Annotated in this window: 15 protein-coding genes and 2 pseudogenes; 14 read left to right on the top strand and 3 right to left on the bottom strand. The window is 51.8% G+C overall.

What is annotated here, in order from left to right; translation table 11 throughout:
* Positions 1–86: 86 nt before the first annotated feature.
* The 11 genes from YC6258_RS26750 to YC6258_RS26700 all read left to right on the top strand — a co-directional run bounded on the left by YC6258_RS26750 (position 87) and on the right by YC6258_RS26700 (position 15080).
* Positions 87–2018 carry an ABC transporter substrate-binding protein gene (locus YC6258_RS26750; RefSeq protein WP_044619579.1) on the top strand — a complete coding sequence of 644 codons (1932 nt, stop codon included), beginning with the start codon at positions 87–89 and terminating at the stop codon, positions 2016–2018.
* A 62-nt stretch (positions 2019–2080) separates the two neighbouring features.
* On the top strand, positions 2081–3067 hold the full coding sequence (locus YC6258_RS26745) for an ABC transporter permease (RefSeq protein ID WP_044619578.1): 987 nt from the start codon (positions 2081–2083) through the stop codon (positions 3065–3067).
* Positions 3068–3076: 9 nt separating this feature from the next.
* The gene (locus tag YC6258_RS26740; RefSeq protein WP_044619577.1) at positions 3077–4201 is read left to right on the top strand and encodes an ABC transporter permease; all 1125 of its coding nucleotides are present in this window, start codon (positions 3077–3079) and stop codon (positions 4199–4201) included.
* Positions 4176–5963, top strand: a complete 1788-nt coding sequence (locus YC6258_RS26735) for a heparinase II/III domain-containing protein (protein WP_052830614.1) — start codon at positions 4176–4178, stop codon at positions 5961–5963. Before YC6258_RS26740 ends, YC6258_RS26735 begins: the two co-directional genes overlap by 26 nt.
* Positions 5960–7015: an ABC transporter ATP-binding protein gene (locus YC6258_RS26730; RefSeq protein WP_082070919.1), complete on the top strand. Its 1056-nt coding sequence runs from the start codon at positions 5960–5962 to the stop codon at positions 7013–7015. Before YC6258_RS26735 ends, YC6258_RS26730 begins: the two co-directional genes overlap by 4 nt.
* 2 nt (positions 7016–7017) lie before the next feature.
* Positions 7018–8025, top strand: coding sequence for an ABC transporter ATP-binding protein (locus tag YC6258_RS26725; RefSeq protein WP_052830613.1), 1008 nt, complete (start codon positions 7018–7020; stop codon positions 8023–8025).
* A gap of 2 nt (positions 8026–8027) precedes the next feature.
* Positions 8028–9935: a DUF2264 domain-containing protein gene (locus YC6258_RS26720; protein ID WP_052830612.1), complete on the top strand. Its 1908-nt coding sequence runs from the start codon at positions 8028–8030 to the stop codon at positions 9933–9935.
* 21 nt (positions 9936–9956) lie between these two features.
* The gene (locus YC6258_RS26715; RefSeq protein ID WP_044619576.1) at positions 9957–11012 is read left to right on the top strand and encodes a LacI family DNA-binding transcriptional regulator; all 1056 of its coding nucleotides are present in this window, start codon (positions 9957–9959) and stop codon (positions 11010–11012) included.
* Between the two features lie 287 nt (positions 11013–11299).
* The gene (locus tag YC6258_RS26710) at positions 11300–13285 is read left to right on the top strand and encodes a membrane dipeptidase (RefSeq protein WP_052830611.1); all 1986 of its coding nucleotides are present in this window, start codon (positions 11300–11302) and stop codon (positions 13283–13285) included.
* Positions 13286–13392: 107 nt separating this feature from the next.
* On the top strand, positions 13393–14193 hold the full coding sequence (locus tag YC6258_RS26705) for a chitosanase (RefSeq protein ID WP_044619575.1): 801 nt from the start codon (positions 13393–13395) through the stop codon (positions 14191–14193).
* Positions 14194–14219: 26 nt separating this feature from the next.
* Positions 14220–15080 carry a DMT family transporter gene (locus tag YC6258_RS26700; RefSeq protein ID WP_044619574.1) on the top strand — a complete coding sequence of 287 codons (861 nt, stop codon included), beginning with the start codon at positions 14220–14222 and terminating at the stop codon, positions 15078–15080.
* Positions 15081–15228: 148 nt separating this feature from the next.
* Here the strand turns inward: YC6258_RS26700 and YC6258_RS30060 are convergent.
* From YC6258_RS30060 to YC6258_RS26680, 3 genes and pseudogenes are all read right to left on the bottom strand, one after another.
* Positions 15229–16001 (bottom strand): annotated as a pseudogene (locus YC6258_RS30060) (IS5 family transposase).
* A gap of 307 nt (positions 16002–16308) precedes the next feature.
* Positions 16309–17205 (bottom strand): annotated as a pseudogene (locus tag YC6258_RS26685) (IS110 family RNA-guided transposase); the annotation flags it as partial.
* 207 nt (positions 17206–17412) lie between these two features.
* Complete coding sequence (locus tag YC6258_RS26680; RefSeq protein ID WP_082070916.1) at positions 17413–18441, bottom strand: IS630 family transposase; 1029 nt, start codon at positions 18439–18441, stop codon at positions 17413–17415.
* Between the two features lie 1041 nt (positions 18442–19482).
* Here YC6258_RS26680 and YC6258_RS26675 point away from each other — a divergent pair.
* The 3 genes from YC6258_RS26675 (at position 19483) to YC6258_RS26665 (ending at position 22981) form a co-directional block, all read left to right on the top strand.
* Positions 19483–20949: a hypothetical protein gene (locus YC6258_RS26675; protein WP_044619572.1), complete on the top strand. Its 1467-nt coding sequence runs from the start codon at positions 19483–19485 to the stop codon at positions 20947–20949.
* A gap of 12 nt (positions 20950–20961) precedes the next feature.
* On the top strand, positions 20962–21750 hold the full coding sequence (locus YC6258_RS26670; protein WP_144407760.1) for a hypothetical protein: 789 nt from the start codon (positions 20962–20964) through the stop codon (positions 21748–21750).
* 400 nt (positions 21751–22150) lie between these two features.
* On the top strand, positions 22151–22981 hold the full coding sequence (locus YC6258_RS26665) for a Hint domain-containing protein (RefSeq protein WP_144407759.1): 831 nt from the start codon (positions 22151–22153) through the stop codon (positions 22979–22981).
* Positions 22982–23043 lie beyond the last annotated feature (62 nt).

The following is a 23043-nucleotide window of genomic DNA, read 5'->3' as shown; positions in this document are numbered from 1 at the left end:
GTTTTGCATCATCGTCCAAGAATAGTCTCGCTCTCTGACAACCTGCTTTTAGCCAAACAAAAATAACAAACCGGAGGAAGCACCGAATGTATAACCCTGTATCTGTAAGGGCCTGGCGATCTGTCCGGGCGATCATTTTTCCACTGATGGCCGGTCTGGCCTGCTCCGTAGCCGGTGCTGGTGAAGCGCCGGAATTTGCCGCCAAAGTCGCAGCCGGTGAATTACCGGCCTTGCCGGATCGTTTACCCGAACAACCACTGGTAATGACCCCGATCGAACGGGTGGGTGTCTATGGTGGAACCTGGCGGGCAGCGCTCAAGGGCGGTGCCGATCATGTGCATCTGATCAGAACCATCGGTTACGATGGCCTGGTCAGCTGGAATCCGGACTGGTCGGCCGCCATTCCCGGTCTGGCCACTCAATGGCAGGCCAATGCAGATGCCACGGAATATACCTTTACCCTGCGCAAAGGCGCCAAATGGTCCGACGGTACGCCGTTCACCTCAGAAGACGTGCGTTTTGCCATTGAAGATATGGAAGGTAACTCAGAATTTTATCCGTCTCCGTTCCGCTGGCTGACGGCCAACGATGAGCTGGTCAAAGTGACTGTGATCGATGATGCCACCTTCAAATTGACCTATGCCGCGCCAAATGGCTTTTTGATTCAGCGGCTGGCGACCGGCGAAGGGGTCGATCTGGTGAATTATCCGGCCCACTACTGCAAACAGTTCCATCCAAAATACAACGCCAATGCCAACGCTGAAGCCAAAGCCGCCGGTTTTCAGAGTTGGGGTGAGCGCATGAAGGTGATGTGTGATCGTGCCAATGAGATTGGTCGCTGGCAGAACCCGGACAAGCCGACCATGATGGCGTTTATGTCGGTGGAACCCTATCTCGGTGACAGCAAACAGCTGAACTTTGTGCGCAATCCGTATTACTGGAAAGTGGATACCGCCGGCAATCAGCTGCCCTATCTCGATGGCGTGCAGTTCACCGTGGCCGAAAGTGCCGAGGATATCGTGTTCCGTGCCCTCAATGGTGAGATCGATCTGCAGGACCGGCACATTTCTTCTTTATCGTTGAAGCCGGTGTTTTACGATGGTCAGGAAAAAGGTCATTTTCATTTTTACGATCTGCTGCCGTCGCAATCCAATGCTCAGGTCATTGCTCTTAACCTGAATCATCCTGATCCGACCAAACGGGCACTGTTCCAGAATAAGGATTTTCGCATTGCCCTGAGCGAGGCGATTAACCGGCCCGAGATCAATGACGCGATTTATCTGAGTCAGACCAAACCCTATCAGGTAGGGCCACGGCCGGAATCCGAGTTTTATAACGAGCAACTGGCCACTCAGTACACTCGGTTTGATCCTGACAAAGCCAATCAGCTGCTCGATCGTGTGGGCCTGAAACAACGCAATAAGGACGGCATCCGGCTGATGGAAAACGGCAAACCGGTGCAGATTTCTGTAGATGTGGTCGCCGCCATTTTCCCGTTCTGGATCGATACCCTGGAGCTGGTGCAAAAATACTGGCGCGATGTCGGCATCGATTTGAAGATCAATACCGTGGACCGCACCATTTTCTATGAAACCCGCCGCGCCAATCAGCACGATGCCCAGGTCTGGGCCGGTGATGCCGGTGCCGGTGTGGATGTCATGCTGGACCCGCGCTGGCTGTTCCCCTATTCCGATGAATCGATCTTCGCCATCCGCTGGCAGGCCTGGTTTAACGATCCGACCCAACCACTGGCTGAAGAGCCGCCGGCCCAGGTCAAACAACAGATGGCGCTGTATCGGCAACTGACCCAGATCGCTGATCCCAAACAACAGGCCGAACTCATGCACCGGATTGTGGATATGGCCGCCGATGAGTTTTATGTCATGGGGATTGTGCTGTCTCCCAATCTGTTCGGTATTCAGTCCGATCGTCTGCATAACGTGCCCAACGCAATGCCTGCTGCCTGGAATTACCCGAATCCGGCTCCGGTCGGGGTGGCGCAGTTCTTCATGCAGTAAGGTTTTGAGGGTGTCATAAACGCCCTCTGACATCCTGTTCAGTCTGTAGATGGGAGCATCCGATGACGAATTTCATAATCAGGCGGGTCATGGCCATGCTGATCACCATGATGGCGCTGTCGCTGGTCTCTTTTATCATCATCCAGTTGCCGCCGGGGGATTATCTGTCTGCCTATATCGCCAAGCTCAGGGCAACCGGCGATACCGTCAGCGATGACATGATCGAGGCTCTGCGGGTTCAGTACGGGCTGGATCAGCCGTTTTACATTCAGTACTGGAAATGGATCAGCAACATCGTTCTGCATGGCGATTTCGGTCGCAGTTTTGAGTGGAAACAGCCGGTTTCGGAGCTGGTCTGGGGGCGTATCGGACTGTCGATGATGGTCGAGGGCATGACGGTGATTTTCATCTGGGCCGTCGCTGTGCCGGTGGGTATCTACTCAGCGGTGCGGCGCTATTCCATCGGTGACCATGTGGGTACGGTGTTTTGTTTTATCGGCGTCGCCACCCCCAATTTCATGCTGGCGCTGGTGCTGATGTACTTCGCTTACCTGTGGTCCGGTACTTCAATTGCCGGGCTGTTTTCCGATCAATATGCCAATGCCGAATGGAGCATGGCCCGGTTTGGGGATTTTCTCAAACATGCCTGGGCACCGGTGATCGTGCTCGGCACCGCCGGTACCGCGCAGATCATGCGGGTCATGCGCGCCAATCTGCTGGATGAGATCAACAAACCGTATGTGGTCACGGCCCGCTCCAAGGGCCTGGCGGAGCACACGCTGATTCTGAAATATCCGGTCCGGGTGGCGCTGAATCCCCTGGTGTCGACGCTGGGCTGGATACTGCCGACGCTGGTGTCCGGGTCGGTGATTGTCGGTGTGGTCATGAGTCTGCCGACGGCCGGGCCGATGCTGCTGCGCTCGCTGACCTCCCAGGACATGTATCTGGCCGGGGCGTTCGTATTGCTGCTTGGGGCTCTGACTCTGATCGGTACTCTGATATCGGATCTGATCCTGGCCTGGCTGGATCCCCGTATCCGTCTTTCCTGAGGAATGCTTATGACACTTGCCTCTGACATCCCCCACGCTGCCGATGCCGGCACCGCCTCACAGTCGCGATTGGTATGGTTGCGCTTTCGTCGTCACAAACCCGCCATGATCGGCGGCGTGGTGGTGGTCTTGCTGTATCTGATTGCCATATTTGCCGATGTCGTGGCCACCGCCGCGCCGGAGGACTACAGCCCGACCCACACCTATGCACCGCCGCAACGGATTCATCTGTTTTATACCGATGCCGACGGTGACACCCGTTTCCGGCCCCATGTGAACGGGTACCAGGTCAGGATCGATCCAGTCGCCCTGCGGCGGACGTTTGCGGTGGACCCGGACAAGATCATCGATCTGCAATGGTTTCCCAAAACCAAACCTTACAAGCTCTGGGGCCTGATTCCCTTGCAGCACCGGATCATCGGTCCGGTGGATCAGCGCCAGCCGTTTTATATCTGGGGTGCAGACCGGATTGGCCGGGATGTGTTTTCAAGACTCGTGCATGGCACCCGAGTGTCCTTGTCGGTTGGCCTGATCGGGGTGCTGGTGTCGCTGGTGCTGGGCATCATCATCGGTGGAATCTCCGGATATTTCGGCGGCCGGGTGGACAGTGTGATTCAACGGGTGATTGAATTCTTTCGCTCGATCCCGACCATTCCGCTGTGGCTGGCACTGGCGGCAGCATTACCGCGCGACTGGTCGCCGCTGGCGATTTACTTTGGCATCACTCTGATTTTATCGCTGATCGGCTGGACCGAACTGGCGCGGGTCGTGCGCGGCAAATTCATCACCCTGAAAACGGAAACCTTTGTGATGTCGGCCTGGCTGGACGGTGCCTCGCCACTGCGGATTGTCATGCGGCATATGCTGCCGTCGTTTATCAGCCACATTATTGCTGCATCCAGTCTGGCAGTGCCGGCGATGATTCTGGCGGAAACCTCGCTGAGTTTTCTCGGTCTGGGGCTGCAACCGCCGGTGGTCAGTTGGGGGGTGATGTTGCAGGATGCCCAGAGCATCCGGGTATTGACCTCCGCGCCCTGGCTGTTGATTCCCGGACTCGCCATTATCGTTGCCGTGCTGGCGCTTAACTTCCTGGGGGACGGTCTCCGTGATGCCGCAGATCCCTACAATCAGTGAATTTGCTGACCGCGCCGGCACCTTTGCACCGTATCCTCCCATCGCGGATCGGGCTGCCTGGCAGGCCCTGAATCATGGTCCCCACGCCCAGGTTGCCGCCAGACTGCTGGCGCTGGCTGAAGCCTCGCTGGCAGAACCGATACCCACGCTACGGGCCAGTGATTATCTGGCTTACAGCCGTGACGGCTCGCGATTTGAGTACGAACAGCCGCAGGTGCAACGCCGGCGGATGATGGGGTCGTTGGCGCTGGCCTATGGTCTGAGTGCCGATGACCGGTTTCTGGCACCGCTGATCGACGTGGTCTGGGCCATCCTTGAAGAATCCAGCTGGTGCTGGCCGGCGCATGCGCCCGCCGGGCTGCCGGATGTCGACCAGCCGGTGGTGGATCTGAACGCGGCGATGACGGCGTTTGAACTGGCTGAGCTGGACTATCTGTTACAGGACACGCTACCGGCAGCCGTGCGGCGGCGCATCGTCCGGGAAATCCAGCAGCGCTGCTTTGTGCCTTATCTTGAATATGAACATGGATGGATGTTTGGCGATGCTCAGGGACAGGTCACTAACTGGTCGGCGGTCTGCAATGGCAGCATTCTGTCCGCGGCACTGTATCTGGAACGTGACCCGGCCAGACTGACCCGGATGTTTGAGCGTGGTCTGCGTTCGCTGGCCCTGTATATCGATGGTTTTGATGATCAGGGCTGTTTGACCGAAGGGCCCGGATATTGGGGATACGGGTTTGGCTACTACACCGTGATCGCCGACTTGCTGGCCCGCTTCAGTGCCGGCACCCTGGATCTGCTGGCGGGTGAGAAGCTGCGCCGGATCGCCGAATTTCCGTTGTGCTGCCAGCTCAGTCCGGGACAGTTCGTGAGCTTCTCCGATGCCCCGGAGACCCTCGCCTTCGTACCCGGACAGCTGCATTTTCTGGCCCGTCGGCTGGCACTGCCGGGACTGCTGACGCTGGCGGAGGCCGAAACCGAGGAGCACCACGCCGACCGGATCAACTGGATGTTGCGGGATCTGCTGTGGCGGACCGATACCCCGCCGGTGATCACGAATCCTGAACGTCACACCTGGTTTCCCCGCAGTCAATGGATGATCCACCGGGTCGGAGCGAACCCAACTCTGGTGCTGGCGGCCAAGGGCGGTCATAACGGTGAGATGCATAATCACAACGACCTCGGGTCTTTTATTGTCCATTGCCATGGCCGCTCACTGCTGACGGACCCCGGACGTGGACGCTACGTGCGCGGTTATTTCGGGGCGGAGCGCTATGACTTTCTGGTCAACCGTTCCCTCGGGCATTCGGTGCCATTGATCAACGGTTATGAACAGGCCGCCGGAGCTGACCATAAAGCAGAGGTACTGGCGCATGTGGTGAATGATCACGGTGCGGCTCTGGAACTGGATCTGACCGCCGCCTATCCCGCTGCGGCCGGGCTGGTTTCGCTGGTGCGGCGGTTGGAGGTCAGTGATGGTTCTCCGGCCACCGTGGTTCTGACCGATACGGTGGTGTTCAACGCCGGTGTGGCCGGAACCGTCATCAGTCAACTGGTGGCCACCGTTCGGCCGCACTGTCAGCCTGGTTTGATCCAGGTTGGAGCGTTGCAGATCCGGCTCGATCCACAACTGCATATTTCCCTGATTGAAGAACCTGGTGTTCAGGCCCAGAGCGGCCCGGACCGCGATTTATTCCGTATCCAGGTGATGCCACCTGAACCCCTTGACCGTATACAGATTCGGATGGAGATGACCTTATGACCCAAACCCCGGAGACACCGTTGCTGGAGTTGCGTGACCTCAGGGTGGAATTTGCGCTGCCCACGCAGACCGTTCACGCCGTGCGCGGCGTCAATCTGAGCCTCGAAGCCGGCAAAACCCTGTGTATCGTCGGCGAAAGCGGCTGTGGCAAATCCGTGACGGCGCGGGCCATCATGCAACTGCTCGATCCTCCCGGACGCATCGCCGCCGGTCAGATTCTGTATCACCAGGATTCAGCCGTGCTCGATGTCGCCGCCATGGATCCCAGAGGCAAACCGGTCAGAGCTTTACGTGGGCGTGAAATGGGCATGATCTTTCAGGAGCCGATGGCTTCCCTGAGTCCGGTGCATACCATTGCCGATCAGGTGGGCGAGGGCATGCGTTACCATTTTGGGCTGACAAAAAAAGAGGCACTGACGCGGGTATTGGCATTGTTGCATCAAGTCGGCCTGGCGAATCCGGAACGGGTGGCGGAGAGTTATCCGTTTCAATTGTCCGGTGGCATGCTGCAACGCTGCATGATTGCCCTGGCGCTGGCCTGTCAGCCCCGGATTCTCATTGCCGATGAGCCGACCACAGCCCTGGATGTGACCACTCAGGCACAGATTCTCGAACTGATGCAGCAGTTACAGGCAGATACCGGCACCGCGATTATTCTCATTACACATGACCTGGGCGTGGTGGCGGAAATTGCCGATACCGTGGCGGTCATGTATCTCGGCGAAGTGGTGGAATATGGTCCGGTGACGGATATTTTTGCCGATCCCCGTCATCCCTATACCCAGGCTTTGATGAAATCGGTGCTGCGGGTGGATGTCCCGCGAGTGCCGGGCAGCCGTCTGGAAACCATCGACGGCATGGTGCCGTCAGCGGCCACGGTCACTCCCGGCTGCGCCTTTGCTTCACGTTGCCCGGAGGCCATGGCCGGCGTCTGTGACCGGCAACGCCCGCAAACCATGCTGATCAATCAACAGCACAGTACCGCCTGTCATCGCCGGGTTGCCGAAGCGCAGCAGCCGGCACCGACAGCCGCTTATGCCAGGAGAGCCTGAACATGACGTCCGTTCGCCGCAAACTGTTATCCGTTCATCATCTGTCGATGGATTTTCCGCAGCAGCACTCGGTACTGAATGTGCTGAACGATATTTCCTTTGATGTCTATCAGGGCGAAACCCTGGGGCTGGTGGGAGAGAGTGGTTGCGGCAAAACCACTCTGGGCCGTTGTCTGATGCGAATGTACCAGCCGACTCGCGGCAGTGTGCTGTATCAGCCCGACGATCACAGCGAAGCGGTTGATCTCTGCAAGGTCAACGGTGCAGCCCTGCGACAGACCCATCGGCAGATTCGCATGGTGTTTCAGGACCCGTGGTCATCCCTGAATCCACGGATGACGGTGTTCGACATCATTGCCGAACCGCTGAAAAACCAGCGTCCGCGCATGGCCCGCAGTGAAATGGAGGATCGCGTCGCCAGCATGATGCTCAGAGTCGGACTGCGTCCGGAGCTGATGTCGCGTTATCCCTATGCGTTTTCCGGCGGTCAGCGCCAGCGCGTCGGTATCGCCCGCGCCCTGGTCGTGGAACCCCGGCTGGTGGTGGCCGATGAAGCGGTATCAGCGCTCGATGTGTCGATCCGGGCACAGATCCTCAACCTGCTGGCAGACCTCAAGGAAGAATTGAATCTGACCTACATTTTTATCAGTCATGATCTGGGGGTGGTGCGGCATATCTGTGACCGCGTGGCGGTCATGTATGCCGGTGAACTGGTTGAGCTGGCGGACACCAATCAGCTTTATGGCAGCCCCGGTCATCCCTATACCGAAGCACTGATTTCCGCCGTGCCGCGACCCGATCCGCGCCTGCGCAGCGCCGGCTCGCAACGCAAGATCCTGCGGGGTGAGGTGCCTGACGTGGCTCACCGGCCGACCGGCTGCGTGTTTCACCCGCGCTGTCTGTATGCCTCGGAAGCCTGCCGCACTGATGCACCCGAACTCGGTGCGGATCACGAACAACATCTGGCGCGCTGTCTGCGTCGCGACGAATTAACGCTGACCGGAGTCTGATCATGGCCAATGAGTCTGAATATTCCAGTGTTATCCTGTCTGCCTGGCAACGGGATCCCTCGGTACAGGCACTGCTGACGAAAAACCCGCTGTATGGCAATCCATTACAAACCCGGCAACATCTGCGTCAGGCGGTATTGGGCTTTTATGATCCCCTGCGCCCGTGGTATTCGACCGCCGGTGCGCGCCTGCGCCTGGGTGTGGGCGGGGTGCATTACGGCAGTGCGGCAGCGGAGATGGAATCGTTTGTGCGGCCGTTGTGGGGGCTCGCACCGTTGCTGGCCGGTGGCGGCGAGTTTGACGATCTGCCGCGCTATCTGAGCGGACTGACCGCCGGCATGGATCCGGATCATCCGGAATACTGGGGGGATGTCGGCCCTTACGATCAGCGCATGGTGGAAATGGCGGGCTTGTCACTGGCATTTCTGCTGGCACCGGAGCAGTTCTGGCAGCCTCTGAGCGCCGCCGCCAAAGACCATATCGCCCGCTGGCTGCTGACCATCAATGACTTTCCCACCGCCGATAACAACTGGCTGTTTTTCCGGGTGCTGGCCAATCTGGCACTGCGCAATGTCGGGCGGAGCTGGTCTGATGAAGCGGTACGGGCGGCGCTGCAACGCATTGACAGTTTTTATCTTGGTGATGGCTGGTATCGTGATGGCGAGCGTTATCAGCTGGATTACTACGTGCCGATGGCGCTGCACTTTTATGGCTTGATGGTGGCGCAGCTGGCGGGCGATCTGTATCCCGACCATGCCGCCCGTTACCGCCAGCGGGCACGGGTGTTTGCGGCGGACTTCCAGCACTGGTTTGCCGACGACGGAGCCGCGGTGCCGTTTGGCCGTTCCATGACCTATCGTTTTGCCCAGGGAGCATTCTGGGCCGCCTGTGCCTTTGCCGGTGAAGAGGTATTGCCCTGGGGACGGATCAAAGGACTGTTGCTGCGGCATCTGCGTTGGTGGGGACAGCAGCCGATCTGCGAACGCGACGGTGTATTGTCCATTGGTTATGGCTACCCCAATCTGCTGATGTCAGAAGCTTACAACGCGCCGGGTTCACCCTATTGGGCGCTGAAGAGTTTCCTGGTGCTGGCGCTGCCGGAGCAGCATCCATTCTGGCAGGCCGAAGAGGAATCGCCGCAGGCGCTGGATCGTGAACGGGTGGTGATGCCGGCGTCAGGATTTATCGGCCGTCGTGGCCCGGCTGATGCGGTACTGCTGACCGGTGGACAGGATGGCTGTGAGCATCGCGGTTGTGACGCCAAATATGCGCGCTTTGCCTATTCTTCTGCCCACGGGTTTTCCCTCAGCAGCGATGCCAACGGTCCGGAACGACCGGATTATTCGGCGCTTGATTCCGGCCTGATGGTGTCCCGCGATGGTCTGAGTTTTCTGTCCCGCAGTCGTATCAGTGAGGCCGGTATCGATCAGAATATGGCGTTTGGTCGCTGGCAACCCGATGCCGGGCTGGAGATTTGCAGCTGGGTGGATTTTGCCTCGCCTGGCTGGCATATCCGGATCCATCGGATCATCACCTCGTCTGAATTGCAGGTAGTGGAAACCGGTTTTGCCGTTGATCGCAGTGGCGATGGTCATCAGACTCCTGACGATTGGATAGAAGCAGCCGATGGCCTGGCTCAGGTACGGACATTGTCCGGCATTTCGGCGGTGCAGGATTTAACGGGTGAGCGTAACGGGATGATTGTGCGGGCAGCACCCAATACCAATCTGCGTTTTCCCCGGACCTTTATTCCGCGCCTGAATGGTACTGTCACTGCCGGAACGCATTGGCTGGTGACCGCAGTGTTTGCGACGGTGGACACGCAACAGCAAACCATGACCACACTGGAGATCCCGGAAACGGTTGCAAGATTTTGCCGTGCACATGGGATTATGATATTGAAGTCCTGAATAACAGGTTTGGAACAAAAGATGCCGGATTCTGAGCAGCACAACAAACGCAAAAGCCGTCATGATGTACGCCCCGGACGCAGCAAAGTCACTCTGCGTGAAATTGCCGATGCCGCCGGTGTTTCCATCAGCACTGCATCCCGTGCCATGAGTGGTGCGCCCGGCATTTCTGAGGCGGTGCGCCAAAAAATACAGTCCACCGCTGAGCGGCTGAACTTTGGTGAACAATCCGGTTCTGCGTGTGAAATCACCGTGCTGACGATGGTGGAAGTGGACGTTGAGTCCGAACATTTCATGCAGGGTGTTATGACCGGTATTCGTTCCCAATGTCAGCAATTTGGTATCACGCCAACTATTTCGATGATGGGGTCTGGTATGGCTCTGCCTCCTCACCGGGCCGACAACGACGAACCGGTGACCAAGGGTTATGTGTTGTTGTCGTTTCAGGATGAGTCGCTGATTCAACGGCTCACCGAAGATGGTTATCCGGCTATCATCATTAATGGCATCGATGCGCTGATGCGCCTCGATGCCGTGGCGCCTGCCAATCGCATGGGTGGATACATTGCCGTACGGCATCTGCTTGAACGAGGGCATCGGCGCATTCTGAATCTGACGTTCTCCCAGCGGCTGACCATTCGTGATCGTCAGGCCGGTTATCACAAAGGTCTGAAAGAAGCCGGCATCGAGATCGATGATGACCTGGTTGTGGAACTCGCAGCCATGCGTACCGACGCTGCCTACAGTGCGGTCAAAGCCCGCTTGCAGGCCCGCGGCGGTGCAGACTTTACCGCCATACAGTGTGCTAATGATGGTTGTGCTTTTGGTGCCATGGCGGCCATTCAGGAGGCTGGGCTGCGGGTACCTGAAGACATCTCCATTATCGGTTTTGATGATGTTCCCACTGCCGCTATGGCGGCCTGTCCGTTGACCACGATTCATGTGGACCGCGAAAAAATCGGTGCCTGGGGACTGCAACGACTGCTGGAACGCATCAAGAATCCGGACATGACTGAAACCTACACCGAGTTTGCCGTCAGACTGGTTGAACGGGGCTCTACCGGACCGGCCAAATGACCTCCCGCGGTGTCTGAAACGCTATCCTGAGTATTAATCCCTGTTCGCTTTCAATTGATTTTTCGCAGCGGACGCTCATTTGTCCTGTATGGTTAGGCTGACAGATCACAGTCGATGGTCGACCGATTTCAGGATTGGCCTGTGTCTGTTTCTTCCACATGATGCTCGCAAGCTTATCGCAAAACCATTCTGCCGATTTGCTGAAGATCGGCCTGCGGGCTTCTGTGCTTCGGTCGTGCCGGAGAATACCCAGGTTGAACAAATCAACTTTTCAAGAGATGTCGACAATGACCATCAAGATATCGAGGCAACTGAGAATACCCGTCGCAGTCATACTGCTGGCAGGGTTGGGACAGGCCGCAGCAGAACCTAACTGGGCGGCGCTGGTCGGTACCAATTATTTCACTCATCAGGACGATGGTTGTGTGGCGACCGGCAAGTACGCCGGTAAACATAAATATGCTTCCCGATTGTGGAACATACCCAGCGGTGAAAGCTGGGAACAGGTTTGCGCCGAAACCCCGATGACCCTGGCGGGTCGGACGTATGCATCACCGCATGAATGTGTGAACACAGGCATCACCGGCATGTGGGGGGAGTGGTATATCGACGACAGTCAGTGCGAGGATTTTCCGCAGTCCTATATCCGTGGTGTGGATGATGGGCTGAAACGTGAAGGGGCATTATCCGGATACGTGGATCTGCATACGCATCTGATGTCCCACCTTGGTTTTGGCGGGGTTATTTTCCATGGCGAACCCTATGGCGATCCGGAAACGGCGCTGGATTATTGTCCGAGTGACAATGGTGAACCCCACTCTGGCGGGCATTCCAGAGTAGAGGCCATTCTGCAGGATGACATTTTGGGGGCGGCCTTTAACACTGCCCGCCATGACAACGAAGGTTATCCCAACTTTCCCTATTGGCCGGCCTACAACAGTTACACCCATCAGACCATGTACTACGAGTGGGTCAAACGGGCGTATCAGGGCGGGTTGCGGGCCATGGTGGTACTGGCGGTGAATGGTGATTACATGTTTGGTGCCACCGATAACGGCCTGCCGGATATTATCAAAGGCATTCCCATTGCCAGTGACCCGGTACTGGACTTGAACGACATGGCCACGCTGCGACGTCAGACCGAAGCCGTCTATGACATGCAGGCCTGGATCGATGCGCGTCACGGCGGTGCCGGCAAGGGCTGGTTCCGCGTTGTGACATCACCGGAACAGGCCAGAGAGGTGATTGCTGCCGGCAAGCTGGCGGTGATTCTGGGCAGTGAAGTGGATTACCTGCTGGATTGTCGTGAGGACAATTGTGATACCAGTAATATAGAGGCCGACGTTGATGAACTATATGATATGGGTTTGCGCTATATTTTTCCGGTGCATCTGAAAACCAATGGTTATGGTGGCGCGGCACTGTATAACATTCTGGCCAGCGGTGAGCGTTATGACTGTCCTCACTACAGCCAGGACTGCAATGTGAAGGGATTGACTGAAGCCGGACAGAAACTGATGAAAACCCTGATGCGCAAAGGCATGTTGATCGATCTCGGGCATATGTCGGCTCGCACTCTGGAAGGTGCATTGGAGGTAGCCGAGCAGGCGCGTTATCCGGGCATCGTTACCGGCCATACGGGCGCGTACGACATGGCCAATCGCGATAATCGCCACGAGGCCAATCCCAGAGGTCAAGATTTGCTGCGTATCGTCAACCTCGGCGGCATGGTGGGTTTGATTCCGGGACAGGGGAATCTCAATCAGGTCAGCGAATGGCGTAATGATGACGGCAGCTATATTGCCCATGCCTGTGGCGCCAGCAGTCAGACCTTTGCCCAGTCCTATCAATATCTCCTGCATTTACTGGGTGATGCTGCCTATGACGGCCGGATTACCATGGGCACCGATTTCAATGGTTTTGCCCATATGCCGGGACCGCGTTTTGGCGCTGATGCCTGTCCTGGTGGGCATACCGGCATTGCTCAGCCTGACTCGACCCGCGTGAGCTATCCGTTCAGCACGGATCCGGCGCTGATCCCTGCCGCTGAAGCAGATGCTAATGGGGTATTCGGAAAATATCAGTTTGCTAACCGGACATATGACTATAATACCGACGGTGCCGCTCATATTGGATTGATGCCGGACTTCCTGGAAGATCTGCGTCAGCAGGGCCTGAAACGATCTGATCTGGAACCGCTGTATCGTTCCGCCGACTACCTGACAGTGATGTGGCAAAACGCGGTTGATCGCAGTGTGCTGATCAGTCCATAAATCCGTATAGCTGATAAAGCGGTGCTTACCAGGCAGGAGTGCCTGTCTGGTTAAGAGTTTTGGGTGTTGGTTACAGGGTCGCCGAAAGGCAGACCGGGAGGGCATGTTTGAATCCGTTCTGGCATTTGGCAATCACTCTGACGTGCCTGAGTTTCCTTGTTATGCCGGTACAGGCGGCACAGTTAACGGCGCAGCAACGTCTGTTGGCCGATCAGATCATCAGTATTTTCGAAAATAACACGCCGGAGCTGCAGTATGGGTATGCCGAGGTACTCGATGATGGTCGTGGCATAACCGCCGGCCGGGCCGGTTTTACCTCTGCGACCGGTGATATGCTCGAAGTGATTCAACGTTACAGCCGCCTTCGTCCCGATAATATTCTGGTGCCGTTTTTGCCGCGTCTGCAACAGCTGGCGGCATCGGAAGATGGCAGTATCGAAGGGTTGCAGGGATTACCGCAACGCTGGGCCGATGCCAGCCAGAACCCTGTGTTTCGTCAGGTTCAGGATGACGTGGTGGATGAGTTGTATTTTCAACCGGCCATGGAACGGGCAGCGGAACTGGGAGCACAAATGCCTCTGACTCTGCTGGCTCTGTATGACGCCATTATCCAGCATGGTGAGGGTGACGATGGCGATGGTCTGCCCGCCATGATTGCCCGTACCACGGCGAAAGTGAACGGTATTCCTGCTGAAGGTGTCGATGAACGACGCTGGTTAAAAACCTTTCTCAAAATCCGCAAACAGGTTTTGCGGCATCCGGCCAATCTTGAAACAGAGGACGAGTGGTCTGAATCCACCGGCCGGGTGGATAGTCTGATGAAATTATTGAAACAGGGTAATACCGATCTTCACCCCCCGATACGCATATCAACCTGGGGCGATGTATTCATATTGCCGATCCGATAGATTTTCCACCTGAAGGAGTTGTGACTGTGTGGATCGCTTTTGCCATTGCGGCTGCTTTCTTTTTTGGTCTTCGCGGGATTCTATATCAGCGGTTTTCGCGTCAGGGCAGTGATCGTCATCTGACCCTGCTGGGGGTGTTTCTGATCGGATTCGTGATCAGCCTGATCATGATGCTGATGACCGGACATCGGGTCCAGACGCCGGCTGGTATCTGGGTGGGGCTGGCCATGGGACTGGCATCCTATCTTGGCAATATGGCGTTATATCGCGGGTTTGCCACCGGCAAAACCTCACTGGTGGGCGTGCTGGCCGGCACTATTCCTTTATTCACCGTAGTACTGGCCTTTTTTATCTGGAATGAGCGTTTAAGCGGGGTACAGCTGGCGGCATTTCTGGTGATTTGTGTTGGCATCTACATGATCCATTATTCCAATGGCTTATCTCTGAAAGGCATGAAAGGTGCAGAGTGGGGGCTCGTTGCGGCTTTTTTCTTTGCCATGAATGATCTGCTGTCCAAACAATCCACCTTATTGCATTCCGGCATCTTTGCCAGCCTGACATTAATGTTTGCCTCCGGCAGTTTGATGTTTGCCATCAGCTGGTGGCACAGTCGTTCCAGCGAACGGGGAAAAGGTGTTGTTTATGCCAGTTATGCCAGCCTGGTCACTGGAGTGGGTATCGGTATCATCAATATGTCCGGCGTATTTATGATACTGAATGCATTCAAAACCGGAAAAACCGGCCTGGTTTCAGCGCTGACGGCCATGAGTATTCTGGTGATTCTGACTTACAGTCGTTTGATACTGAAAGAGACCTTTGTCCGTACCGAACTGGCTGGCATCATTCTCTCCTTGATGGGCATTGTGATTCTGCGCCTGGGGGGGTAAAGCAACGTTCTCTGCTTTCAATCAATAATCAATGTATATTCCTGTGTCGACTAGCACGGCGCTGTTTGCATGAGTTATGCAATACTTGGAAAAATTCTTGCGGCCATAGCTGATAAAGCGATATCGGTTCATGCTACTCCGAATGCTACTAGGGCCTGTCTACACTAATAAGCTTATCTGCAATCAGTGAAAAATTGATAAAAAATTTAAGAATCACATCCAATTTATCAAAACGACTGAAAATTTTTCTGAACCCCTTTTGTCGATGCAACAGGTGTTCCACCTCTTTTCGTTTTTTGTACATTTCCTTGTCGTACTCCCAAGGGGCGATTCGATTCGCCTTGGGCGGTACAACAGGAACCACACCCAGATTCAGCACCAGCTGGCGCGTCTCATCGCCTTCATACGCTCTATCCATTATGACGCTGGTCCGTCCCAGCCGCAGCCTTTCATTGTTCTCAGCAACGCCGATCTTCGGGAGCATCTTCAGCCTGGCCTGGGGATAAAGAAAACGTCACAGCGGTTTGAGCATCCGCCGCTACCATATGAATTTTAATTGTCCATCCACCTCTTGATTTCCCAATGGCTTGTGGGCCATTTTTTTAGCGCACCTGTACCATCGGGATGTACTTTGATGATCGTGTTATCAAGAGAAACCTGATCAGTCTGAATATTGATAACGTCAGCCTCTTGAAGTACTGAAAAAACATGATCCAAAATACCCTTTTTGGCTCAGCGATTAGCTCTCATATAAATGCTGTACCATTTTCCAAAGTTCTCAGGAAGACCGCGCCATTCACAGCCATGCTCGGCTATGTACAAAATGGCATTGATGACCTGTATATTAGGGATTTTCACGTTCCCTCTCTGTACGGGCAGAAGGGGTTCGATGATTTTAAATTGTGCTTTTGATATTTCCATAAGCACCAATTTTATCGAATATAGTGTCGACAGGCCCTAGGGAACCTCTTACATGGACACCGCCCGTTTGCCAAGTCACAAATAGCTCATAGGTTCGATTGCACTCTTACATCCGGCCTGTCTACGGGTATTTCATACCTGGCCATTATGGAGTTTGCCAGCAGGACCCTATCTGAAAAATGGCATCATGTGCCAGAGGTGCCTCGGGTTTGGTCTGCTGTGGTTCGACCTGTTTCGCCATTCATAACTTCTGCAATCGGATGAACGGTTTTCTATCGTGCCTGTTTCTTATGAATTGTCACAATGCTTATGCACAACGGTAATGCCCTTCTCGAGCCAGGATCACCCAAGTAATACGGACCATTTTGTTCGCTAAAGCGATTGCTACCTTGTTTGGGTGCTTGTGCTCAAGCAGGGATTCTACCCAGGGATAACCACCTGACTGTCCCGCTTGTTGTCGGCGCCTAATATGCCGTATCACTGATTTCGCTCCCTGTACCAATAGACGCCTTAAATCACCATCCCCCCGTTTACTAATACCCAGTAGTTTTTCCTTACCACCACTGGATGCCTGTCTGGGGACCAGTCCGATAAATGCGGCAACTTCTCGGCCATTACGGAAACCTCGACCATCTCCTAACTTGGCTACTAACGCGGTGGCCGTTTGAAGACCAATACCCGGAACTTCGGCCAGCCGGCAACTGTCATCATTCGCCTTGTGCCAAATCACCAACTCCTTATCCAGCTCACTGATCAAGTGTTGATGATGTTGATAAGAACACCACATGACCTCTGAGGTTCGACGGCACAGTGCGGGTAGTTCCGTGTACTCATCAGCTAATAACACTGGGACTGCCTGCTCAAATACCGTCACACCTTTCGCAAATACTATCCCGAACTCAGACAATAAGGCTCGTATATGATTGCTCAGACTCACGCGTTCTCTCATCAGCAACTGACGACTCTTATGCAGATGTGACACAGCCTGTTGTTCGGGTGACTTCACCTCAACGAAGCGCATATTTGGCCGCTGAACAGCTTCGCAGATGACTTCGGCATCGTGATAATCGTTCTTGTTGCCTTTGACGTAGGGTTTCACAAATTTTGGATTCATCAGTTTGACTTGATGGCCTAACCCGATTAACTCGCGTGCCCAGTAATAACTATTGCTGCAGGCTTCCATACCAATCAGACAGGGAGCTAGTTGCGAAAAAACCGATGCATTTGCTTGCGAACCAGTTTATGACTGATGGTACGCTCAGCCCCGCTGATTCATTCCATACATCTGAAAAACATTCTTTGCTAAATCTAAACCGATTACGTTAATCTTTCTCATGACATCGCCCTTCCTATCAGTTGATGGTTGTACTTCAACTATGGCACTTATTAACCCGGCGATTAAACATACCTGTTATGCAGCGTAAGCAATTTTTTTATGGATAAAATATTTCCGCACTCGACCAGGTTTCTTTTGTAACATTTGCATATGACTTCGAACTTTTTTCTTTAATTTTTCTTTGTTTCTCGCTGGCTTGCCACTGTGAACACCTGCTTTCAAATCACAATTCAAATATTCATCCGGATTCAGTTCCGGTGAGTAGGATGGTAAATAAAATACCGCTATGTCTGCCCGATGTTTTTCCTGCCAAGCTTTAAATACTTTTGTGTGGTGAACACGAAGATTATCCAATATCAGATAGACCTTTCTGCCCGCGCTTTTGATGATACGCTCACAAAAATCAATCAGAATGTCGGTATTCATTGACCCATCGAATATCTTAAATCGAACTTTTCCCTGATTGGTCACCGCCGAAATCATATTGGTGGAAGTACGGTTGGCATTAAGCCGAACAACCGGTGTCTTTCCTTTTGGGGCATAGCCTCGTTCGTGCTGGCTGTCATTACGCATACCCGTCTCATCGCCCCAGTATATCTCTGCGTTTTCACGTTTTGCTTGAGCTTTGATCTTCGGATAATCGTCATCCAACCACTGTTGAACGGCTTTCGGATTTTGCTCGTACGCTCGTTTTGCAGGTTTTTGGGGGGTCATGCCCCAACGTTTGAGATAATCACCGACCGTTCTCACTGGCAACTGGATCTTGAATTCCTGCTCAATCAACTCGCACACGGCCTTTCGTGTCCACAAGACATAATCCAGTTTTAACTGGTCGGGCGTTTTGTCGATGATCTGTGATCTAATGTGTTTTTCCTGGTCAGCAGATAACCGTCTTGCTTCTCCCTGCTTACGCCCCCCTCGATTGACAGTGAGGTTGGTTGTGTCGAGCTTTAACCATCGACCGATCGTATCTGGATGTACGCCGCCGAGCTCTTGACCAATCTCTGCGCGTGTGAATCCACGCATGAGTAACCGATGTGCCATGCGGCGTTTTTCTTCGATCACTTCTCGTGGTAGTTTTCTTGTGTCTGTTGTCGTTTCCATTGGACTATTGTATCAGATATTCTTTTTCGCTGGGTCAATAGGATATCAGTCGTTCTAATGCACTTCAGTCTCTGAAGGAGCGTAAAGTCGATGTAGATACACCCTGGCTTATGGGTCCCATGCGTCATGCAGAAATACCGGTGTGTATTGATTTTCCTGATGTCTGTGAAAACTGGGGCAGTTTTTCACTGTAATAAGCCATTACTCCCGTTAACAGTGATCCGGTATTTTCCGGGTGCTGTCGATTGTTTTATGAGGTTGTTACGTCGAGAAAACGTCGGACCCATCCCTGATATCATTTCATAGCGATATATGTGCGTAATTGGTATATCGCCAACCCAATGTAATAAAACCTTATATTAACTATCTACTATTAGGAAACCTGCCTTGGGTGAGTGTGGACTGTTCCACTATATGCCTGAGAACTTCGATGTCCTACTGGTTGTTTTTCAGGTTGGGCTAATACGATTCAATCGAAGTATCAGATAATCTGTCCCTCTTTGGTTTTTAGCTAACGTGAATTATGGGCCTTTTTGGTTTCCGAATTATAGTTATCAAACTTTTTTATGATGGTTATTTTTTTTTCTGATGATCTAAAAAAGAGATTTTTTGTATTTTTTAATTGAATGTATAAATGGTACTTGGTAGTCGATAAATACTATATTCTTGGTACTTTAGTATGATATTTATAGGACATTGTTGATTCCAAAAAAAACAATGTAAGATACTAGTGATAATATTCAAAAATATAATTAAATTTTAGCTGTAATGGATTTTTAAGGCTGCAATTTTTGGTTGTTTTCTGCTCAAAGTAAATTGTCAGTTTTGTTATTTTGTTAGCTATAAGATAATTGTTCACTTAAGGTAAAAGGAAAATTACGATGATTAATCATACTAAAAATCAACAAAAAACGGACTCTTTTTATACCCTCTATAGATCATGCCGCGGTTGATATACCCCTAATTTTATCTAATTAGTGCTTACCTTTTCTTCCGAGAGAAATGGGTTTACACATCCAAATAAGTTGTAAGGAACTTTTAATGCGTAAGCTAATATCGATATTTGTTGTTGGAAATTTGGTTCTGGTTTCCGCTTTTTCCTATTCCTATGGGTTAGGAAACTATAAAAATGAGAGGGGGCTATTTATTGCTGGTGTTCAAGAAGTGGTTCAGGAAATTGAAACCTATGCCAGCCAGACACCTGATTGTAAAACTGACTACAATGAATGGGATTACAATGCTGACCGGTGTGGTGTTCAAACATATATGGTTAGTAAGGAAATTTCTTCCAGAAAGAAACCTTATGAAAAAATGGTTTCAGAGAGTGAGGGTCAGCGAATTCTCATTATTGACACAGGTATGGCTGACTCGGCAATAAGGTATCCAAACAGAATATTAGGGATGTATCAATGGGGAGAGCTGAACTGGTCAGATAATCAGGCTGAATTGAGTTATGTCGAATCAGTGGCGACAGTTACCATGCGTAAGGGGTTGTTTCATATCAAACGTAATATTCTGGGTGAAAGCGAAAACTTTGTGCCTTCGACAGAATTATCCAGGCAGTTAGACTTCAGTCAGCTGGAACGGTTCACCGGAGGGTCGGATGCTAGTGATGTTCACGGTGACATCAGTTTAAATGTGCTGGCTGACTATAATCCTGATGCACAATTTGTGTTGTTGGATACGATCAAGTTTAACGATACAGAGATGCTCTGTTCCGAAGAAAAAGTGAATGCGTATGCTGATGCTGTGATAGAAAATATCTCCAGCCTTATTGACGAGTTTGGCATTAGTTATGTTCATCTTTCTTCTGGAATCACTCGCTCGTTTTTTGCGCGCAAGGTCGACTCTAAATGTAACGATCTTGGCTGGTATGATCGTTATATCTTAGCAACAAAGCTCCATAAGTCTTATGCAAGAATTCTGGAGCAGGTTGCATCAAAGGCCATGTTGTTTCAGGCATCAGTCGGTTCGCCAGACTATTCTTTAATGGCTGATGATGGAGAGCACAGCGAATACTACTCGGATTGTAAAACCATACCTTATCGCTTGAGGAGTGGCTTTCTGACGAAAAATGATATCCATATCAACCCACGGATTTCTGCTTCTGGAACAAGCTATGAAACTGCCAGAAACTATCTCTCTACTGGTCAAAAAAGAAATAAAAACTGTAACGACATCTATTTGAATGTTGGATGGGAAGAGAGCTTTGTTGATTTCCCGTCATTTGGTTATGCCCCGGTACTTTTTAGTGCAGATGCGATCGGAGCGGCACCAATGAATTTTATGTCCACCTCGTTCATAAATCCGGTTGCTCTCAGTTTCGTAAACTCTAAAGCAAACGGACAGGCCTATTTTGCCCGTAATGTTGTTTTGGAACAGATTCGTCAGCAGGCAATGAGCAACTCCCCCTCCCTGGTATCACCAATGTTGTATGGCGATTTTATGGTTTGTAAGGATTTTCCAGCCGCCTGTATCGGTTGGGATCAATTCAGATATGGTCAGTAAACGAGGGAATATATGAAATATAAAATAGCTATACCATTAGTCGTGATGACAACTGTGGGCTTATCCGTTTTCTTCTGGATGAATAAAAGCTCATTGTCCGATAGGCATCAAATTGAGAGAGAAGTACATGACTTATCATTATCTGAGTCAAAGTCAGCGGATGTTCAGAGTGCTGTTGCCGATCAGGTAGAGATGGCCGTATCACCGGAGACAAAAGGGAGTAATACATCTTCTGAAGACTACCAAGGCCGAAGGTTGTCCATACAGAAAAAAGTATCAGGACTGATTGAGGAGTATTTTCTGCTCAGTAATAAGCCATTTAAAAAAGATGATCGTGAGGAAATTATCAATTCATTGGCGACTGATTCAGATGTGATTGAATTTTTTGAGACGGTCTATAGCTCCGGAATCACCGAAGATAGCATGTTGGTTGATCAGCAGGCAGAAATTCGGGTTCTGGGTGTCATGGTGCTGGAGCAGGTGCAAAAAAACGGTGATGAAGAACCTATATTGAGAGCTATTCGCGGCGTTAACAACAGACTACTGAATCAGGATGAAACTAAAGGCATCAGCCTGGATCTTCGCGATCTTGTCAGTGCATGGTCATCAAACCGTTATGACAATATTCTGCAAAATCCTGCTGACGAAATAGCCAAGTTAGGCTCTAAGACCGGAAATCTAGATGAGTTGGCGAATGGATTTCTGGCTGGAATGACATCGCATGTACCAAAAGAAACATTATGGCCATTTTTACGGGATCACGTGATTTCCGTTTACTCAGACAATCAGAATGAAACCTGATAAAGGAGGTGTTAATGCAATAAACCTGAAATTTTAGTGTAGAAAACAATATGTCGTTTTTATCGGTTACGTGTAATAACTAATGGTATATGGACGTGTTATGTCGATTGGCCAGATTTTTTGTATTAAAAATGTTATTTGAAGTCACAAAATTGATATGGCCATATTAAGAAACTGTCTCAGCGGAATAAATTTACCTTCTAAAGTGTTTCTGCTGACGACGGCTTTAAGCGGTGTCTTCATTCTCCTTTTCCTAGTCTCAAATATGACAGGCCAAAATCAAATCTGTCAAAGGAAGCTTGAGTTTCGAAACGTGGCGGCTTAAAGAGCACATAGATCAGCAGGATTGATTTTATCTTGTTGTTTATCCAATTATCCGGTTGATCATGATATTTGAAATTTGATGATGCATTTGTTTAAAAAGGAAATAACAATGAAAAACATTCTAATATTCGCAACTCTGGTACTACTGGGCCAGTATGCACTGGCAGTAGATTACAGCAACCCAAATGATTCTATTTATACTCCGACTGAAAGTACCAATCGGTGTGATGAATTTCTCGCAAATTCTAAGGCAGAATGTCAGGAATATAACCGCCAAGCAGCTGAAGCAGGCTGTATTGGTCTGACTGAAGAGGCTTTGGCAATTCTGAAGGATAAAAAACTGGTTGCAGGATGTATCTTTAAAGACTTCAAACTGCAATTTACATTTACTTGTAAGTGCGGTTGTTTTCATCCATCAACAGATATTCTGACGTCCACAGGACAAACCTCAGTTGATAAGATTGTGGCAGCACCGGACATGTATGAAGTGCATGCTTTCACTGCGGAAGGCCAATACTCCAACCTCTTCAATGATGTTTACGATGTCACCCGTGGCGATAATCTGGAGCCATTGGTGGCGATCAGTGCCGGTGGTCGCGATGTGAAAGTGACAGCCTCCCACCCCGTATTAGTTTTGGCACAAGGTGACAGTGATATTACTGTAGTAAAAGCCAAAGATCTTGATCCTGCTTTGCATCAGTTGGTTCTGGCTGGTGGCGATGCGGTTGTAATTGATTCTCTGGACAAAAACGTTCCTTACTATGGTCGCGTTTACAACTTCTCTACCGGTACTGAAGAAAGTGACATGGCGGATCACATTGTATCGGCCAATGGTCTACTGATGGGTGACCTGTATCTTCAGAATACACTCGGAAAAGAAGCTGCCGCTATCCAGGCTCGCCAATAATTTCCTCAGGCTTTAAACCATCTTAAAACAATGCCGACAGTGTTTTCTGTTGGCATTAGTTT

Source organism: Gynuella sunshinyii YC6258 (genome assembly GCF_000940805.1).
Lineage (GTDB): Bacteria > Pseudomonadota > Gammaproteobacteria > Pseudomonadales > Natronospirillaceae > Gynuella > Gynuella sunshinyii.
Note: the sequence above shows the minus strand (reverse complement) of the source record. Positions and strands in the feature narration are given on the sequence as shown.

Excerpts from the sequence above, each read along its gene's own strand:
- YC6258_RS26730 (WP_082070919.1), top strand. The coding sequence starts at position 5,960 with ATGACCCAAACCCCGGAGACACCGTTGCTGGAGTTGCGTGACCTCAGG.
- YC6258_RS26745 (WP_044619578.1), top strand. The coding sequence starts at position 2,081 with ATGACGAATTTCATAATCAGGCGGGTCATGGCCATGCTGATCACCATG.
- YC6258_RS26735 (WP_052830614.1), top strand. The coding sequence starts at position 4,176 with ATGCCGCAGATCCCTACAATCAGTGAATTTGCTGACCGCGCCGGCACC.
- YC6258_RS26675 (WP_044619572.1), top strand. The coding sequence starts at position 19,483 with ATGCGTAAGCTAATATCGATATTTGTTGTTGGAAATTTGGTTCTGGTT.
- YC6258_RS26720 (WP_052830612.1), top strand. The coding sequence starts at position 8,028 with ATGGCCAATGAGTCTGAATATTCCAGTGTTATCCTGTCTGCCTGGCAA.
- YC6258_RS26715 (WP_044619576.1), top strand. The coding sequence starts at position 9,957 with ATGCCGGATTCTGAGCAGCACAACAAACGCAAAAGCCGTCATGATGTA.
- YC6258_RS26750 (WP_044619579.1), top strand. The coding sequence starts at position 87 with ATGTATAACCCTGTATCTGTAAGGGCCTGGCGATCTGTCCGGGCGATC.
- YC6258_RS26725 (WP_052830613.1), top strand. The coding sequence starts at position 7,018 with ATGACGTCCGTTCGCCGCAAACTGTTATCCGTTCATCATCTGTCGATG.
- YC6258_RS26710 (WP_052830611.1), top strand. The coding sequence starts at position 11,300 with ATGACCATCAAGATATCGAGGCAACTGAGAATACCCGTCGCAGTCATA.
- YC6258_RS26670 (WP_144407760.1), top strand. The coding sequence starts at position 20,962 with ATGAAATATAAAATAGCTATACCATTAGTCGTGATGACAACTGTGGGC.
- YC6258_RS26680 (WP_082070916.1), bottom strand. The coding sequence starts at position 18,441 with ATGGAAACGACAACAGACACAAGAAAACTACCACGAGAAGTGATCGAA.
- YC6258_RS26740 (WP_044619577.1), top strand. The coding sequence starts at position 3,077 with ATGACACTTGCCTCTGACATCCCCCACGCTGCCGATGCCGGCACCGCC.